This window comes from Streptomyces sp. NPDC003027 (assembly GCF_053591435.1).
On record NZ_JBSFTU010000002.1, the window covers coordinates 181,339 to 197,285 of the forward strand.

The window sequence follows — 15,947 nt, forward strand, 5'->3', positions numbered from 1 at the left end:
GGTCGCCGGTGTCCCTTCCTGACCGGCCCGAAGGAATCCAGCCCCCAGGGAAAGAACCCATGCGCGACCGCGCCCAGCTCACGCTCAGTCATGTCTCGAAGTCGTACGGGGACCGCTCCGTCCTCGACCAGGTCTCCCTCACCGTCCGCCCCGGCGAGAAGGCCGCCGTCATCGGGGAGAACGGCTCCGGCAAGTCCACCCTGCTCCGGCTGATCGCCGGGGCGGAGACCCCCGACACCGGGCAGCTCACCGTCCGGTTCCCCGGCGGCACCGCCCGTCTCGCCCAGACGCTCGCCGAGACGTTCGGCGTCGGCCCCGAGCAGACCGTGCGGGACACCGTCGACGCGGCCCTCGCCGAGCTGCGCGCGATGGAGCGGGAGCTGCGCGCGGCCGAGGAGCGGCTCGGCTCCGCGACCCCCGCTCAACTCGCCGCCTACGGCGAGCTGTCGACCCGGTACGAGGAGCGCGGCGGTTACCAGGCCGACGCCCGGGTCGGCGCCGCCCTGCACGGGCTCGGTCTCGGCCACGTGTCGTACGACCGCCGGATCGGCACGCTCTCCGGCGGGGAGCAGTCGAGGCTCGCCCTCGCCTGTGTGCTGGCCTCGGGCGCCGAGCTGCTGCTGCTCGACGAGCCGACGAACCATCTCGACCGGGCCGCCACCCGCTGGCTGGAGGAGCGGCTGCGGTCCCACCGGGGCACGGTGGTGGCGGTCACCCACGACCGGGCCTTCCTGGAGGGGATGGCGACGGCGATCCTGGAGGTCGACCGCGACACCCGCGCGGTGACCCGGTACGGCGACGGCTGGTCCGGCTACCGCGCGGCGAAGGCCGCGGCCCGCCGCCGCCGGGCGCAGGAGTACGAGGAGTGGCGGGAGGAGCTGGCCCGTACGGAGGAGCTGGTGGCGGCGGCCGGGCAGCGGCTCGCGGTCTCGGGCAAGGACCCCCGGCAGGGCTTCGGCAAGCACCGCCGCTCGCACGAGAACAAGCTGTCGGGCCAGGTCAGGGCGGCCCGCCAGCGGCTCGACCAGTTGCGCCGGGAGCCGGTCCCGGCTCCGCCGGAGCCCCTGCGGTTCACGGCGAGGATCACCACGGCGCGGCCCGCCCGGGCGGTGACGGCCGGCGCGTGGCCGGGCCCGGCCGGGGAAGGGACGGCGGGGCAGGAGACGGCCGCCGGAACCGGCACCGCCGCGCACGGTCCTCTCGCCGAGCTGTCCGGCATCGTCGTCGGCGACCGGCTGCGTCTCGACCGGCTGCGGATCGGGGCGGCGGACCGGCTGCTGGTCTCCGGCCCCAACGGCGCCGGGAAGACGACCCTGTTGCGCGTCCTCGCCGGTGACCTGGTGCCCGACAGCGGGACGGTCACCCGGCCGGCCCGGGTCGGCTATCTGCCCCAGGAACTGCCCGCCGTACCGTCCCGCGAGCCGCTGCTCACGGCGTACGCGGCGGGCCGCCCCGGCCCTCCCGAGGAGCACGCGGACGAACTGCTCGCCCTCGGGCTGTTCCGGGAGGAGGACCTGCGCGTACCGGTGGCCGCGCTCTCGGTGGGTCAGCGCCGCCGCCTCGAACTGGCCCGGCTGGTGACCCGGCCGGCCGACCTGCTGGTCCTGGACGAGCCGACCAACCATGTGGCGCTCAGCCTGGTGGAGGACCTGGAGGCGGCGCTCGCCGTGTTCGAGGGGGCGGTGGTCGCGGTCTCCCACGACCACCGCTTCCGCGCCGGCTTCGGCGGCGGGCGGCTCGACCTGCGCTCAGGCCGCGCCTCCTGAGGCGTCCGCCCGCGCGGCCCGCATCAGGGCCGCCGTCGCCGCCGGGTCGTAGTCGGGTCCGACGCCGTCGATCAGGAGGATGTCGCCGTCCATGTGCCGGGTCCGCAGCGGGATCAGCTCCTGGTAGGCGGCGGAGTCGTACCAGTCGCGGGCCAGGTCGAACGACGGGAAGCCGATGATCACCAGCCCGTTCGGCCACGTACCCTCGCGGACCTCGCGCCTCGGCGCGCCGTGGACGAGGAAGTGGCCGCCGAAGGGATCCAGCGTGGCCTGGATGCGCTCGATGTAGGTGAGGACCTCGTCGTCGACGACGGGCTGGGGGCGCAGGTTTCCGATGGCGTAAGCGGTCATGACGCAAGAGTGCCGGGGCATGCCGTACGGGGTCGATTACCCCGGAGGTCATGCCCCGGCACGCAGGCGCTCAGGCGCTCATCGGGGGGTCAGATCGTCGACGCGTCGATCACGAAGCGGTAGCGCACGTCGCTGGCGAGCACCCGCTCGTACGCCTCGTTGATCTGGTCGGCGCGGATGACCTCGATCTCCGCGCCGAGGCCGTGCTCCGCGCAGAAGTCGAGCATCTCCTGGGTCTCGGCGATGCCGCCGATCATCGAGCCGGCCAGTGTCTTGCGGCCGCCGATGAGGGAGAAGAGGTTGAGGGCGATCGGCTCCTCGGGGGCGCCGACGTTGACGAGGGCGCCGTCCGTCCTGAGCAGGCTCAGATAGGCGCCGAAGTCCAGCGGGGCCGAGACCGTGGAGAGGATCAGGTCGAAGGTGCCGGCGAGCTTCTCGAAGGTCTCCGGGTCGCTGGTGGCGTAGTAGTGGTCGGCGCCGAGCTTGAGGCCGTCCTCCTGCTTCTTCAGCGACTGGCTGAGCACGGTCACCTCGGCGCCGAGCGCGTGGGCGATCTTGACGCCCATGTGGCCGAGGCCGCCGAGGCCGACGATCGCGACCTTCTTGCCGGGGCCGGCGTTCCAGTGGGCCAGCGGCGAGTAGAGGGTGATGCCGGCGCACAGCAGCGGGGCGGCGACATCGAGGGAGAGGCTCTCCGGGATCCGCAGGACGTAGTTCTCGTCGACGACGATGTGGGTGGAGTAGCCGCCGTAGGTCGGCTCGCCGTTCTTGTCGAGGGCGTTGTACGTGCCCGTGCCGCCCTTGACGCAGTACTGCTCCAGGCCCTGGCGGCAGTACGCGCACTCCCGGCAGGAGTCGACGAAGCAACCGACGCCCACCCGGTCGCCGACGGCGTATTTGCTCACCCCGGTGCCGACCTCGGTGACGATCCCGGCTATCTCGTGGCCCGGCACCATCGGGAAGATGCCCTCGCCCCAGCCGTCACGGGCCTGGTGGATGTCGGAGTGGCAGATACCGGCGTACTTGATCTCGATGAGGACGTCGTGCTCGCCGACCGGGCGGCGCGGCACGGTGGTGCGCTCCAGGGGGGCGTTGGCGGCGGGGGCGGCGTAGGCGGAAACGTTCGTGGTCATGGCGCCCAGCCTGCCCGCACCGGCGGAACGTACCCAGGGCCCTGTTCTGCCTACGTCCAGCGTGCCTACCACTGGCAGGGACAGGAACGGCTTTCCGCCGGCGTCGTACGACCCGGATACTTGGGTCGTATGGATCTCAGTGCCGAACTCAGCGAATTCCTGCGCTCGCGCCGGGCGCGGCTGAAGCCCGAGGACGTGGGGCTGCCCGAGTTCGGGCGCCACCGGCGCGTTCCCGGCCTGCGCCGGGAGGAGCTGGCCCAGCTGGCCGGGGTGTCCGTGGCGTACTACACCCGGCTCGAACAGGGCAACGGCCGCAATGTGTCCATGGAGGTGCTGGACTCGATCGCGCGGGCGCTGCGGCTGAGCGACACCGAGCGGGCGCATCTGACGCACCTGGCGAAGCCGACCGTGAAGAAGAGGCAGCGGGCGGCGATCACCAGGCCCCAGCAGGTACGGCCGGGGCTGCGGCATCTGCTGGAGTCGCTGGACGGGATCCCGGCGTTCGTGATCGGCCGCCGGCTGGACATCCTGGCCTGGAACCGGATGGCGCGGGCGCTGCTCGGCGACTTCGCGGCGATGGAGCCGGAGGAGCGGAACATGGCGCGGCTCGTGTTCCTGGGGCCTCACGCGCGCGACCTCTATCTCGACTGGGAGTGCAAGGCGACCGAGGTGGTGAGCGTGCTGCGGCTGTACGCGGGCTGCTACCCGGACGATCCGGCGCTTCTCGCGCTGGTCGGCGAGCTGTCGGTGAAGAGCGAGGAGTTCCGCTCGCTGTGGGCGGCGCACACGGTCACGGACAAGGGGCACGGGACGAAGCGGCTGCGCCATCCGCTGGTGGGCGAGATGACGCTGGGTTACGAGACGTTGAAGGTGTCCGGCGGGGACCCCGACCTGGTGCTGGTGACCTATCAGGCGGAGCCCGGGTCCGCGTCGGCGGACGCGCTGCGGCTGCTCGCCAGCTGGGGCGCGGACGAACCCGTCGACGTACGGTGACGAGAACGGCGGCCCCCTCGGAGTGAGGGGGCCGCCGTTCTTCGTGTGCGTACGGGCGGGTCGGCTCGCGTACGCGCGGAAGGGTCAGAGCGCCGAGCCGGCCTTCCACTGCGACCAGCTCATGTTCCAGCCGTTGAGGCCGTTGTCGGGCGCGATCGTCTTGTCCTTGGAGTTCTTGACGATGATGACGTCGCCGACGATCGAGTGATCGAAGAGCCAGGCGGCCATCTGCTTCGGGTCGCCCGCGCCCTTCACGTCGTTCAGGCCCACGCAGCCGTGGCTGGTGTTGGAGTTGCCGAAGATCGAGTCCGGGCCCCAGTAGTTGCCGTGGATGAACGTGCCGGACGTGGAGAGCCGCATGGCGTGCGGGACGTCCTTGATGTCGTACTCGCCCTTGCCGTCGTCGTCGGTGAAGCCGACGGTGGCGCCGTTCATCCGGGTCTCCTTGAACTTCTCGGAGATCACCATCTGACCGTTGTAGGTGGGGTTCTCCGGGGAGCCGGCGGAGATCGGGATGGTCTTGATCGTCTTGCCGTCCTGCTTGACCGTCATGGTCTTGGTGGCGACGTCGACGGTCGAGACCTGGTTGCGGCCGATCTTGAAGGTGACCGTCTTCTGCTGGACGCCGTAGACACCCTCGGCGCCCTCGACGCCGTCGAGCTCCAGCTTCATGGTGACGGTCGAGCCCTCGGCCCAGTAGTTCTCGGGACGGAAGTCCAGGCGCTTGGAGTTGAACCAGTGCCCGACGACCTCCTGGCCGCTGCTGGAGGTGACCTTGATGCCGCTCTGGACGGCCTTCTTGTCGGTGATCGCCTTGTTGAAGTTGATCGAGACGGGCATGCCCACGCCGACGGTGGAGCCGTTGTCGGGGGTGAAGTTGCCGATGAAGCTGTTGGCCTGCGAGACGGTGGTGAAGGAGGAGTTCTCGTGCGCCTCCAGGCCGTCGGCGTCCTTCGCCGTGGCGGCGATCTTGTAGACGGTGGCCCGCTTCAGCTGTTCGCTGGGCTTCCAGCTCTTGCCGTCGGCGGATATCTCACCCTTGACGCTCGCGCCCTCGGCCGTGGTCATGGTGACCTCGGTGAGTGTGCCGTCGGTCACGGTGACCTTGGCGTCGTTGTTGATCGACGCGTTGGCGGCGCCGTTCTCCGGCGCGATGGTTATCTGCGCCTTCGACGTCTTCTGCGCCGCGGCTTCGTCGACCTGGGCCTGTGAGTTCGGCGTCGGGGCACCGGCGCTGCCGCCCTTGTCCCCGTCACCGCACGCCGAGAGCACCAATACGCCACCGAGCACCGCGGCCGCCGCCGCCAGGCTCTTGCGGCGGCGCTTGCTGTCCGTCATCACACGCTTCTCCATCGTCGCCGAATTCCCTGCCACTACCGCTGAAAACTTCCATGACACCCCGTCCGGTTCCGTGACCGGACAGTTTGTGGGGAACACCACTGATCGACACGCAGCCGCGGGGCGTCCGGTTCCCGTACCCGGAGAAGCCCCGGCGGGCGCCGCGACGAGCGACGCCGTACCGGGGCTCCGAGCCGGGGCCGATGCCGCCGCCCGCTACACCCGTTCGTCGTCCACGTCCGAGGCCACGTCGTCGCCTTCGTCGTCGTCCGTGTCCGGACCATCTTCCTCGTCGAGGTCCCACTCCTGTGCATCGGGGTCGTAGTCGATCTCCTCGCTGCTCCAGGAGGCCTGCACCAACTCGATCCCGGGCACCGTGCTGACCAGGTCGAAGGGCTCGACGAGATAGGCGAGGGCCTCGGCGCTGTCCTCCTGGACGGCGGAGCGGGCGTGGGCGCGCTCGTCCTCGGGCATGAACTCGTCGGTGTCGATCCGGCCGACGGCCGCCTCGGTCAGCTCCTCGGGGCCGTCGATCTCCAGGACGACCTCCACCCGAAGCCGTACATAGCGTGAAGTCTCGGAAGTACTCATACGAGGGAGCGTAGGCTGCCCCGGCTCCCGGCTTTCCCGCGACCCGCTGTGTTCATTAGCATCGGCGGACACACCAATTCGCGGTTTCCGCAAGGGGGATCGAAATCTGTGTCCGTCGCACGCCGCCCGCTGCTGACCGCCACCGCTGCCGGGACACTGCTGTGCGCGCTGTGGTTCGTCCCGTCGGCGAACGCCACCGATGAGGAACGCCCGGCCGGCGGCGTGCGGACGACGGTGACGCAGGACGGCGGCGGGGGCGGTGAGGCCGGCGGGGCGCGCCTGGCCGACACCGGTGGCCCGGACACGACGCCGTATCTGATCGGCGGGACGGGCTTTCTCGCGGTGGGAGCAGGGTTCGTGGCGCTGGCGATGCGACGCGGCGGTCGGGCCTCGTAAGCCGCGCTGGGACTTGGTGACCGGCGGCCGGGCCTCGTGAGCCGCGCCCGGGCTTCCGTACGCCGCGGCCCGACTTCGTAAGCCGCGCCCGGGCCTCCACGGCATGACGGAAGGGCCGCCTCCACACGGCGGTTTCCAGCGGCCCTTCCCGCGTCCGGTCGCGGTGGTTACGCGAGCGGTCCGGTGACCGGCTCCACGGCCGCGACGAGCTTGCCTTCCCGTACGAAGGCGTCGGCGGCCTCCAGGTCGGGGGCGAGGAAGCGGTCGGGGCCGGGGCCCTGGACGCCGGCGGCCCGCAGGGCCTCGATGGCGGCCCGTGAGGCGGGGGCCGGGGTCAGACCGTGGCGGAGCTCGATCCCGCGGGTGGCGGCGTAGAGCTCGACGGCGATGATCCGGTTGAGGTTGCCGATCGCGGTGCGCAGCTTGCGGGCGGCCGACCAGCCCATGGAGACGTGGTCCTCCTGCATGGCGGAGGACGGGATGGAGTCGGCGGACGCCGGGACGGCCAGCCGCTTCATCTCGCTGACCAGGGCGGCCTGGGTGTACTGGGCGATCATCAGGCCCGAGTCGACGCCGGCGTCGTCGGCGAGGAAGGGCGGCAGGCCGTGGGACCGGTTCTTGTCGAGGAGCCGGTCGGTGCGGCGCTCGGCGATGGAGCCGAGGTCGGCGGCGGCGATGGCGAGGAAGTCGAGGACGTACGCGACGGGGGCGCCGTGGAAGTTTCCGTTGGAGCGGACCTGGCCGTCCTGGAGCACGACGGGGTTGTCGACGGCCGAGGCGAGTTCGCGCTCGGCGACCAGGCGGGCGTGGGCCAGGGTGTCGCGGCCGGCGCCCGCGACCTGCGGGGCGCAGCGCACGGAGTACGCGTCCTGGACCCGGGGGGCCTCGTCGGCCTGGAAGTGGCCGGTGAGTCCGGAGCCCTTGAGCACGGCGAGCATGTTGGCGGCGGAGGCGCCCTGGCCGGGGTGCGGGCGGATGGCGTGCAGCTCGGGCTCGAGGACCTTCTCGGTGCCGAGGAGGGCTTCCAGGGAGAGGGCCGCGGTGATGTCGGCGGACTTGTAGAGGGTGTCGAGGTCGGCGAGGGCCATGAGCAGCATGCCGAGCATGCCGTCCGTGCCGTTGAGGAGGGCGAGGCCCTCCTTCTCGCGGAGCTCGACGGGCTGGATACCGGCGGCGGCGAGCAGTTCGCCGGCGGGCCGCACGGTCCCGTCGGGGCCTTCCGCGTCGCCCTCGCCCATGAGCGTCAGCGCGCAGTGGGAGAGCGGGGCGAGGTCTCCGGAGCAGCCGAGGGAGCCGTACTCGTGCACGACGGGGGTGATGCCGGCGTTGAGCACGTCGGCCATGGTCCGCGCGACCTCGGGGCGGACGCCGGTGTGTCCGGAGGCGACGGTCTTCAGCCGCAGGAACATCAGCGCGCGCACCACCTCACGCTCGACGCGCGGGCCCATGCCGGCGGCGTGCGAGCGGACGATGTTGCGCTGCAGCTGGGCGCGGAGCTCCTGGCTGATGTGCCGGGTGGCCAGCGCGCCGAAGCCGGTGGAGACGCCGTACACGGGCTCGGGCTTCGCGGCGAGCGCGTCGACGACGGCCCGGGACGCGGCGAGCGCCTCCACGGCTTCGGCCGACAGCTCGACGCGGGCGTCGTGACGGGCGACGTCGATGACGTCCTGCGCGGTGGTGCCGGAGGGTCCGAGGACGACAGAGTGCATATCCATATTCAGCAGCCTACGGATTGAATCCCAACGTGTCACTAGTCATCTGCGTGACGGCCCCTTACGGGCCGGGGTCCCGTGCTCGTGGGCCACCCGGCTCTGCCCTCTCACACCGGCGGGGCGTCGCGGAAGCGGCGGCGGTCGCGGCCGCCCGGCGGGGCGTCGGCGAGGGCGATGACCGTACCGTCCCGCCCGGCCACCACCGGCTTCGCGGAGCGCGCGGCCTTGGCCTGGTACTGCGCCGCGTCCGCCAGCCGGAAGAGCCGGCGCGCCGACTTCAGCGGGCCGATCGGGTCACCGGTGGAGGCCACCCCGCACGCCACCCCCTCACCGAGCTCCAGCTCCCCGGCCCGTACGCACAGCTCGTCCGCGACCGCCACCACCTCGTCGGCCGTCGGGCCCACCGACAGGAGGCAGAACTCGTCGCCGCCCAGACGCGCCGACAGCGCCCCCGGCAGCATCGCCCCGCACCGCGAGAGCACCGAGCCGAACCGTTCCAGCAGCCGGTCGCCGACCGCGTGCCCATGGGTGTCGTTCACCCGCTTCAGACCGTTCAGATCGCACACCACCAGGCTCACCACGGAGCCGTCCGCGCGGTAGCGCTCGACCGCCTCGTCCAGGCGGGTGTCGACCGCGCGCCGGTTCGCCAGGCCGGTCAGCGGGTCGGTGAAGGCCAGCTTCCGTACCTCCTCCAGGCGCTCCGCCTGCGCGATCCCCGCCGCCACCACGGCGGCGAGGACCGCCGCGAAGTCCGCGTCGTCGCGGTCGAAGGGCGGCGCCCCGGCCGGCCGCGCCACATACAGCTCGCCCCAGGCCCGCCCGTGCAGGATCACCGGCGCGACCACGCAGCAGCCGCGGCCGCGTCTGCGCAGCCCGGCGACCCGGCCGGTCACGACGTGGTCGTCCACCGTCTCCACCCAGGCGTCCGGCTCCCCGCCGCCCGCCCACCGCGCGTGCAGGAACTCGGTGATCTCGGGGAACTGATGGACCGGGTACGTCTCGGCGTCCGGGAACTCCTCCTCGCCGAGCGCCCGCTCCCCGGCGTTCACCAGCACCTTCAGCCGGCCGTGGTCACGCTCCCAGACGGACAGCGCGGCGAAGCTGCCGCCGAGCCCGTCGCGGGCGCCCAGCGCCGCCGCCCGCCAGAACTCGCGCGGGGTGTGCGCCGCCGCCATCGCCTGCGCCAGCGCCACCACGGCCCGCAGCCGCACGTCCTCTCCCATTTCTCCAGCTTAGGGACGTTTGGCTTGTTTTCACTGGTGGAGCGTCACGGAAAGTCACCTCACCGACCGTCGACGAGGCCTCCCGGCGTCCGCCCGGCGCCGGCGGTTCTCACTCGCCGGGCCACTGCGGCTTCCGCTTCTCGTTGAAGGCGGCCACACCCTCCGCCCGGTCGCCCGAGAACGCCACGGACCGCCACGCCGCGTCCTCGACCTCCAGGCCGGCCCGCAGGTCGAGCCCCTGCCCGAGCCGCATCGCCCGCTTGGCGGCCCGCAGCCCGACGGGGGAGTTCGCCGCGATCCGCCCGGCGAGCTCCAGCGCCGCCGTACGGGCGTCGTCCTCCAGGAGATCGACGAGACCCAGCTCTCGGGCCTCGGCCGCCTCCACCCGGCGCGCCGTGAAGACCAGCTCGGCGGCGCGCGCCGCGCCGACCCGGCGCGGGAGCAGCTGCGTACCGCCGCCGCCGGGGATGACACCCACGGAGACCTCGGGCAGACCGACGACGGCCGTCGCGTCGGCCACGATCACGTCGCAGGCCAGGGCCAGCTCGAAGCCGCCGCCGAGGGCGAAGCCGTGCACCGCCGCGACGGTCGGCATCGGCAGTTCGAGGACCCCGGTGTAGGCGCCGCGCGCGGTGGGCCGCTGGCGGACGAGCTCGGCGTCCGTGAAGGAGTTGCGCTCCTTCAGGTCGGCGCCGACACAGAAGGCCCGGTCGTTGGAGGAGGTCAGCACCGTCACCCGCACCGAGGCGTCGGCGCCGAGCGCGGCGCACGCCGCGCCGATGGAGCGGGCCATCTCGGAGGAGACGGCGTTCATCGCCTTGGGCCGGTCGAGGACCAGCTCGGCGACGTGCTCCGCCTTCCGGACCACGACGAACTCACCAAAGCGCTGCTCGGACTGGACCGACATGACCGCACACCCTCCCGGTTAACGACTGTTCACCGGGGACCCTAGCCGGGGCGGCGGCTCAGCTGCCAGGGCTCGACGACGCCGAGGCCGCGCACCGGGCGCTGCCACATCGGCTGGAGCGCGAAGCGGTACGCCGGGGGCTCCTCGCCCTCCTTCTCCGCGCGGGCCGCCTCCTCCGCCGCCTGGGTCTCCGAGACGGGCGCGTCGCCGGTCCTGGTGAGCTCCTCGGCGAGCGCCCCGTCGACCAGGACGGCGTCCTTGGGCGCTATCGAGGTGAGCCGGCTCGCCAGGTTCACGGTCGTGCCGAAGACATCGCCCATCCGGGTCGTGACCGTGCCGAAGGCGATCCCGACGCGCAGGGCGGGCATCGTCTCGTCGTGGCTGAGGGTCTCGATCAGCCGCAGCGCGATCTCGGCGGCGGTACCGGCGTCGTCCGCCGCGTACAGGACCTCGTCACCGAGGGTCTTGATCAGCCGCCCGCCGTGCGCGGCGACCAGGTCGGCGCAGGTCGTCTCGAAGGCCTCGACCAGCTCGCCGAGCTCCTCCTCCTCCAGGCGCCGGGTGAGCCGGGTGAAGCCGACGAGGTCCGCGAAGCCGACGGCGAGCCGCCGGTCGACCATCTCCTCGTCGTCGCCCGCCTGGACGACCCGGCCGGTGGCCGCGGCGAGCTGGCGGCGCCAGACGTAGATCAGGAACTCCTCCAGCTCGGGCAGGAGCAGCTCGACCAGCGGGTACGTGACCTCGGTGCGGGTCATCCCGGGTTCGGGCGGCTCGGTCAGGCCCTCCAGGAACGAGTCGATCTGCCACTCGGCGAGCCGGGCGGTGGTCTGGCCGGTGGAGCGGGCGACCTGCACGGCCATCGGCTCGCTGAGCAGTCCCGCCTCGACGAGACCGGCCAGCCGCCGCAGGGCGAGGACGTCGGCCTCGGTGAGGGCCTTGGCCTGCCCGATGTCGGCGAAGCCCATGGCGCGCCAGAAGCGAGAGGCCAGCTCCATGGAGACACCGGCGGTGCGGGCGGCCTGGAAGGGGGTGTAGCGGCGCTCGGCGCCGAGGATGAGCTGTTCGAGGCGGATGGCGAGGGGGTTGTCGGTCGGCTCCGCCGTGTGGTCGACGACATGGTGGGGGGTGGGATACGTGGTCGGCTCGTCCCCGCCCGCGTTCTCGTCGTCGACGGTCACCGGCCGCCTCCTGCCCGTTCCCTGCCCACTGCCCTGCCGATCTGTCGCCTGGATCGCGCTCCACGATACGACAGGTGTGTGCCAGCTCACGCCGCAACGGTGCCCGCGACCTCCTTCGGAGGGCTGGGCGTCCGCTCCTCCCCCGGGTTGGGTCCGGGGGAGAAACGCCTGCCCAGGCCGGGGCGGGCCGGGTGCGGTCGGTCAGTCGTCGGCACGTACGTGGACGATGTCGCCCGCCGAGACGGCCTCCGTGCCGCCGCCCTCCGTGGCCACCACCAAGCGGCCGTCGCCGTCCAGCGCCACCGCCTCGCCCTCCAGCATCCGCTCGCCGGGAAGCTCGGCCCGCACCCGGCGGCCCAGCGTCGCGCACCCCGCCGCGTACGCCGCCTGGAGCCCGCAGAGCTCGGGGTCGCCGTCCGCCCGTACCCAGTCCCCGTACCACTGCTCCAAGGAGCGCAGGACGGACCTCAGCAGCGTGTCGCGGTCGGTCGAGACGGCGTTCGCGAGGAGCAGGGAGCCGGCCGCGGGGACCGGCAGCTCGTCCTCACGCAGGGTGACGTTGATGCCGAGGCCGACGACGACGCCGTCCTCGCCGGACCGCTCGGCGAGGATGCCACCGGCCTTGCGCTCCTCGCCGCCGACGGAAACCAGCAGGTCGTTGGGCCACTTGAGGGACATGTCCACGCCTCCGGCCTTGGCGAGGCCGGTCGCGGCGGCGACGCCGGTCAGCAGCGGGAGCCAGCCCCAGCGGTGCACCGGCACGGCGGGCTTGAACAGGACGGACAGGAAGAGCCCGGACCGGGCCGGCGCCACCCAGTTGCGGTCGAGGCGGCCGCGCCCGGCGGTCTGCTCCTCGGCGATCAGGACCGCCCCCTCCGGCAGGTCGCCGGCGCGGGCGGCCAGGTCGGAGTTGGTGGAGCCGGTCGTGGTGACCACGTCGAGCGAGGTCCACAGGCCGTCGGGGTGCAGGAGCGCGCGGCGCAGCGCGGGGACGTTGAGCGGGGGCCGGTCCAGGTCGGACCAGGGGCCTCCTGAGCCATGTGAAGACGTCATGCAAGGCAGCGTAGGTGTGGCAAACACCGCAGTGCCGAACCGTATCGCCGTGGATACGCTACGGATCAGTAGCCCAGCACTAGCCCATTCGTACCCATCGAACCCCCGTGACCAGGCAGGGAGCCGCATCCCGATGTCCGAGCCGGTAGAGCCGCAAGAGATCGACATTCACACGACCGCGGGCAAGATCGCGGATCTGCAGCGCCGGATTGACGAGGCCACCCATGCCGGCTCCGCGCGCGCCGTGGAGAAGCAGCACGCGAAGGGGAAGCTGACCGCGCGCGAGCGGATCGAGCTGCTGCTCGACGAAGGCTCGTTCGTCGAGCTGGACGAGCTGGCCCGGCACCGCTCGACCAATTTCGGTCTGGAGAAGAACCGCCCGTACGGCGACGGTGTCGTCACCGGTTACGGCACGGTCGACGGCCGTCCCGTCGCCGTCTTCTCGCAGGACTTCACGGTCTTCGGCGGCGCCCTGGGCGAGACCTACGGCCAGAAGATCATCAAGGTGATGGACTTCGCGCTGAAGACCGGCTGCCCGGTCATCGGCATCAACGACTCCGGCGGCGCCCGTATCCAGGAGGGCGTCAGCGCGCTGGGCATGTACGGCGAGATCTTCCGCCGCAACACCCACGCCTCGGGTGTGATCCCGCAGATCTCGCTGGTCGTCGGCCCGTGCGCGGGCGGTGCGGTCTACTCCCCCGCGATCACCGACTTCACGGTGATGGTCGACCAGACCTCGCACATGTTCATCACAGGACCCGACGTCATCAAGACGGTGACCGGCGAGGACGTCGGTTTCGAGGAACTGGGCGGCGCCCGGACGCACAACACCACGTCGGGTGTCGCGCACCACATGGCGGGCGACGAGAAGGACGCGATCGAGTACGTCAAGTCCCTGCTGTCGTACCTGCCGTCGAACAACCTCTCCGAGCCGCCGGCCTTCCCCGAGGTCGCCGAGACCGAGGTGAACGACGAGGACCGCGAGCTGGACGTCCTGATCCCGGACTCCGCGAACCAGCCGTACGACATGCACCGGGTCATCGAGCACGTCCTGGACGACGGCGAGTTCCTGGAGACCCAGCCGCTGTTCGCACCGAACATCGTGACCGGCTTCGGCCGCGTGGAGGGCTTCCCGGTCGGCATCGTCGCCAACCAGCCGATGCAGTTCGCCGGCTGCCTGGACATCAACGCCAGCGAGAAGGCCGCGCGGTTCGTCCGCACCTGCGACGCGTTCAACGTCCCGGTCATCACCTTCGTCGACGTGCCGGGCTTCCTGCCGGGCGTGGACCAGGAGTACGGCGGCATCATCCGCCGCGGCGCGAAGCTGATCTACGCGTACGCCGAGGCGACCGTCCCGCTGATCACCGTCATCACGCGCAAGGCGTTCGGCGGCGCGTACGACGTCATGGGCTCCAAGCACCTGGGCGCGGACCTCAACCTGGCCTGGCCGACCGCGCAGATCGCGGTGATGGGCGCGCAGGGCGCGGTGAACATCCTGCACCGCCGCACCATCGCCGCGGCGGAGGACCAGGAGGCGGAGCGCGCACGTCTGATCCAGGAGTACGAGGACACGCTGCTCAACCCGTACACGGCGGCCGAGCGCGGCTACATCGACGGCGTGATCATGCCGTCGGACACCCGTCCGCAGATCGTGAAGGGTCTGCGTCAGCTGCGTACGAAGCGGGAATCCCTGCCTCCGAAGAAGCACGGCAACATCCCCCTCTAGGCCTGACTAGGAGCCGCTGTGATCAAGGTCGTTCGAGGCAATCCGACCCCGGAGGAGCTGGCCGCCGCACTGGCGGTGGTCCAGGCGCGGGCCGCCGCGACGGCGGCGGCGTCCGCCGCCGAGGGCGGTCCGGCGGTTCCCGAGGGCTGGTCGGACCCGTCGCGGATCGCCCGCGGGGTACGGCACCGGCCCGGGCCGCGCTCGTGGGCGCGCTCCTACTGGCCCGTCTGACACGGACACGGACGCCCGTCCGACACGGACACGGACGCGCGAAGGCCGGACCTCTTGTGCGGGAGGTCCGGCCTTCGCGCGTCGGGTTCAGACCAGGGGCGCGACCGCCTCGGCCATCAGGCGGTAGCCGGCGTCGTCGGGGTGCAGCCCGTCCGCGTACGCGTAGTCGGGGTTCAGCGCCTTGGGGTCGGCGGGGTCGGCCAGGAGCGTCGCGAAGTCGACGACCGCGTCGAACGCGCCGGATGTACGGATCCAGTGGTTGACCTCGGCGCTGGTCCGTTCGGCGGTCGGGCCCCAGTGGCTGGTGCCCTTGAAGGGCAGCAGAGTCGAGCCGACGATCCGTATCCCCCGGTCGTGCGCCGCGTCGGTCAACTCGCGGTAGGCGGCGATGATCTCGGCGGAGGAGACGACGGGCGAGGGCTTGTAGGTGGGCTGGGGATCGGGCTTGAGCGCCGCCTCGCTGAAGCCGATGTCGTTGAGCCCCTGCAACAGGACGACGGTCGAGACGCCGGGCTGGTCGAGGGCGTCGCGGCGGAAGCGGGCGGTGGAGCGTTCGCCGTACCAGGCCGAGTCGTTGAGGAGCAGGTTGCCGCCGATGCCCGCGTTCACGACGGGCCGGTCGACGCGTTCGGCGAGGGCGTCGGAGTAGCGGCGGTCGGCGTTCGGGGTGGAGCCGAAGCCGTCGGTGATGGAGTCGCCGAACAGCACCACGCCGCCGCGGCGGGGCGGGGTGCCGCCGCTCACCTCGACCCCGCTGAGGTAGTACCAGGACTGGGTGCGGGCGGTGAACGCCCGGCCGTGGACGTCGGCGCGGTGGTCGCCCTCGGCCCGGTAGGTGTCGGCCCATGCCTGGGAGTGGAAGGTGGCGGGCCCGGTCGTCCCGGCGAGGTAGAGCGTGACGGTGACCGACTCCAGGCGCCGCAGGCCCAGGGCTGCGGGATCGCTGCGCAGTTCGCCGTGGGCGGGGACGGTCGCGGAGCGCTTCCCGCCGAAGGTGAGGTGGCGGACGGAGCCCGGTTCGACCGCCGCGCCGGTGTCGGTTCGGGCGAGGGTGGCGCCGGTGACGGCGAGCGGCGAGGTGCCGTACGCGTTGGAGAGCCGGATACGGGCGTGGTCGCCGTCCTCGGTGAGACGGACGACCTGGCGGACGGTCTGGCGCGAGAAGCCCTCCTGGGACCAGTTGGGGGTGAACCCGGTGGCGGGGAGCTGCGGGGCGGCGCCCCAGGCGGCATGCCACGTGGGGGCGTGGGCGGGGCCGGCGCCGGCCTGGGTGCCGGAGAGCAGGGTGAGGCCGAGCGCGGTGGCGAGCAGCGGTGCGACGAGCTTCTTCATGACACGACCCTTCCGAG

The 15,947-nt window shown here is 72.1% G+C and carries 15 protein-coding genes; 5 read left to right on the top strand and 10 right to left on the bottom strand.

Going from position 1 to position 15,947, the window contains the following annotated elements; genetic code table 11:
- The first annotated feature begins 59 nt into the window (after positions 1-59).
- On the top strand, positions 60-1,766 hold the full coding sequence (locus ACWDX6_RS02595) for an ABC-F family ATP-binding cassette domain-containing protein (RefSeq protein ID WP_451483114.1): 1,707 nt from the start codon (positions 60-62) through the stop codon (positions 1,764-1,766).
- Here the strand turns inward: ACWDX6_RS02595 and ACWDX6_RS02600 are convergent.
- Entirely contained in the window at positions 1,749-2,117 is a 369-nt protein-coding gene (locus tag ACWDX6_RS02600) for a DUF1330 domain-containing protein (protein WP_451483115.1), read from the bottom strand. The two genes, ACWDX6_RS02595 and ACWDX6_RS02600, sit on opposite strands and share 18 nt — an antisense overlap.
- 89 nt (positions 2,118-2,206) lie before the next feature.
- A complete protein-coding gene (locus ACWDX6_RS02605; protein ID WP_451483116.1) occupies positions 2,207-3,250 on the bottom strand; it encodes an NAD(P)-dependent alcohol dehydrogenase in 1,044 nt (347 codons plus the stop codon).
- Positions 3,251-3,379: 129 nt separating this feature from the next.
- Between ACWDX6_RS02605 and ACWDX6_RS02610 the strand changes: the two genes are divergently transcribed.
- Positions 3,380-4,243, top strand: a complete 864-nt coding sequence (locus tag ACWDX6_RS02610; protein ID WP_451483117.1) for a helix-turn-helix domain-containing protein — start codon at positions 3,380-3,382, stop codon at positions 4,241-4,243.
- A gap of 84 nt (positions 4,244-4,327) precedes the next feature.
- On the opposite strand, the gene ACWDX6_RS02615 is transcribed toward ACWDX6_RS02610, so the two are convergent.
- Together ACWDX6_RS02615 and ACWDX6_RS02620 are read right to left on the bottom strand one after the other, a co-directional pair.
- Positions 4,328-5,596 carry a L,D-transpeptidase gene (locus ACWDX6_RS02615; RefSeq protein ID WP_451483118.1) on the bottom strand — a complete coding sequence of 423 codons (1,269 nt, stop codon included), beginning with the start codon at positions 5,594-5,596 and terminating at the stop codon, positions 4,328-4,330.
- Positions 5,597-5,797: 201 nt separating this feature from the next.
- Positions 5,798-6,172 carry a hypothetical protein gene (locus tag ACWDX6_RS02620; RefSeq protein WP_451483119.1) on the bottom strand — a complete coding sequence of 125 codons (375 nt, stop codon included), beginning with the start codon at positions 6,170-6,172 and terminating at the stop codon, positions 5,798-5,800.
- Between the two features lie 108 nt (positions 6,173-6,280).
- On the opposite strand from ACWDX6_RS02620, the gene ACWDX6_RS02625 reads away from it, so the two are divergent.
- The gene (locus ACWDX6_RS02625) at positions 6,281-6,568 is read left to right on the top strand and encodes a hypothetical protein (protein ID WP_451483120.1); all 288 of its coding nucleotides are present in this window, start codon (positions 6,281-6,283) and stop codon (positions 6,566-6,568) included.
- Positions 6,569-6,735: 167 nt separating this feature from the next.
- On the opposite strand, the gene hutH is transcribed toward ACWDX6_RS02625, so the two are convergent.
- The 5 genes from hutH to ACWDX6_RS02650 all read right to left on the bottom strand — a co-directional run bounded on the left by hutH (position 6,736) and on the right by ACWDX6_RS02650 (position 12,641).
- The gene (gene hutH, locus ACWDX6_RS02630) at positions 6,736-8,277 is read right to left on the bottom strand and encodes a histidine ammonia-lyase (RefSeq protein WP_451483239.1); all 1,542 of its coding nucleotides are present in this window, start codon (positions 8,275-8,277) and stop codon (positions 6,736-6,738) included.
- A 110-nt stretch (positions 8,278-8,387) separates the two neighbouring features.
- Positions 8,388-9,503, bottom strand: a complete 1,116-nt coding sequence (locus tag ACWDX6_RS02635) for a diguanylate cyclase domain-containing protein (RefSeq protein ID WP_451483121.1) — start codon at positions 9,501-9,503, stop codon at positions 8,388-8,390.
- A 109-nt stretch (positions 9,504-9,612) separates the two neighbouring features.
- Complete coding sequence (locus ACWDX6_RS02640; protein ID WP_451483122.1) at positions 9,613-10,410, bottom strand: enoyl-CoA hydratase/isomerase family protein; 798 nt, start codon at positions 10,408-10,410, stop codon at positions 9,613-9,615.
- Positions 10,411-10,451: 41 nt separating this feature from the next.
- A complete protein-coding gene (locus tag ACWDX6_RS02645) occupies positions 10,452-11,588 on the bottom strand; it encodes an adenylate/guanylate cyclase domain-containing protein (protein WP_451483123.1) in 1,137 nt (378 codons plus the stop codon).
- Positions 11,589-11,789: 201 nt separating this feature from the next.
- Positions 11,790-12,641, bottom strand: a complete 852-nt coding sequence (locus ACWDX6_RS02650; protein ID WP_451483124.1) for a biotin--[acetyl-CoA-carboxylase] ligase — start codon at positions 12,639-12,641, stop codon at positions 11,790-11,792.
- A gap of 133 nt (positions 12,642-12,774) precedes the next feature.
- Between ACWDX6_RS02650 and ACWDX6_RS02655 the strand changes: the two genes are divergently transcribed.
- Together ACWDX6_RS02655 and ACWDX6_RS02660 are read left to right on the top strand one after the other, a co-directional pair.
- Positions 12,775-14,367 carry an acyl-CoA carboxylase subunit beta gene (locus ACWDX6_RS02655; protein WP_451483125.1) on the top strand — a complete coding sequence of 531 codons (1,593 nt, stop codon included), beginning with the start codon at positions 12,775-12,777 and terminating at the stop codon, positions 14,365-14,367.
- A gap of 18 nt (positions 14,368-14,385) precedes the next feature.
- A complete protein-coding gene (locus ACWDX6_RS02660) occupies positions 14,386-14,598 on the top strand; it encodes an acyl-CoA carboxylase subunit epsilon (protein ID WP_356885767.1) in 213 nt (70 codons plus the stop codon).
- An 87-nt stretch (positions 14,599-14,685) separates the two neighbouring features.
- Here ACWDX6_RS02660 and ACWDX6_RS02665 read toward each other — a convergent pair whose 3' ends face one another.
- On the bottom strand, positions 14,686-15,930 hold the full coding sequence (locus ACWDX6_RS02665; protein ID WP_451483126.1) for an SGNH/GDSL hydrolase family protein: 1,245 nt from the start codon (positions 15,928-15,930) through the stop codon (positions 14,686-14,688).
- Between the last annotated feature and the right edge of the window lie 17 nt (positions 15,931-15,947).

Excerpts from the sequence above, each read along its gene's own strand:
- ACWDX6_RS02640 (WP_451483122.1), bottom strand. The coding sequence starts at position 10,410 with ATGTCGGTCCAGTCCGAGCAGCGCTTTGGTGAGTTCGTCGTGGTCCGG.
- ACWDX6_RS02655 (WP_451483125.1), top strand. The coding sequence starts at position 12,775 with ATGTCCGAGCCGGTAGAGCCGCAAGAGATCGACATTCACACGACCGCG.
- ACWDX6_RS02635 (WP_451483121.1), bottom strand. The coding sequence starts at position 9,503 with ATGGGAGAGGACGTGCGGCTGCGGGCCGTGGTGGCGCTGGCGCAGGCG.
- ACWDX6_RS02595 (WP_451483114.1), top strand. The coding sequence starts at position 60 with ATGCGCGACCGCGCCCAGCTCACGCTCAGTCATGTCTCGAAGTCGTAC.
- ACWDX6_RS02620 (WP_451483119.1), bottom strand. The coding sequence starts at position 6,172 with ATGAGTACTTCCGAGACTTCACGCTATGTACGGCTTCGGGTGGAGGTC.
- ACWDX6_RS02605 (WP_451483116.1), bottom strand. The coding sequence starts at position 3,250 with ATGACCACGAACGTTTCCGCCTACGCCGCCCCCGCCGCCAACGCCCCC.
- ACWDX6_RS02650 (WP_451483124.1), bottom strand. The coding sequence starts at position 12,641 with ATGACGTCTTCACATGGCTCAGGAGGCCCCTGGTCCGACCTGGACCGG.
- hutH (WP_451483239.1), bottom strand. The coding sequence starts at position 8,277 with ATGCACTCTGTCGTCCTCGGACCCTCCGGCACCACCGCGCAGGACGTC.
- ACWDX6_RS02665 (WP_451483126.1), bottom strand. The coding sequence starts at position 15,930 with ATGAAGAAGCTCGTCGCACCGCTGCTCGCCACCGCGCTCGGCCTCACC.
- ACWDX6_RS02615 (WP_451483118.1), bottom strand. The coding sequence starts at position 5,596 with ATGGAGAAGCGTGTGATGACGGACAGCAAGCGCCGCCGCAAGAGCCTG.
- ACWDX6_RS02600 (WP_451483115.1), bottom strand. The coding sequence starts at position 2,117 with ATGACCGCTTACGCCATCGGAAACCTGCGCCCCCAGCCCGTCGTCGAC.
- ACWDX6_RS02610 (WP_451483117.1), top strand. The coding sequence starts at position 3,380 with ATGGATCTCAGTGCCGAACTCAGCGAATTCCTGCGCTCGCGCCGGGCG.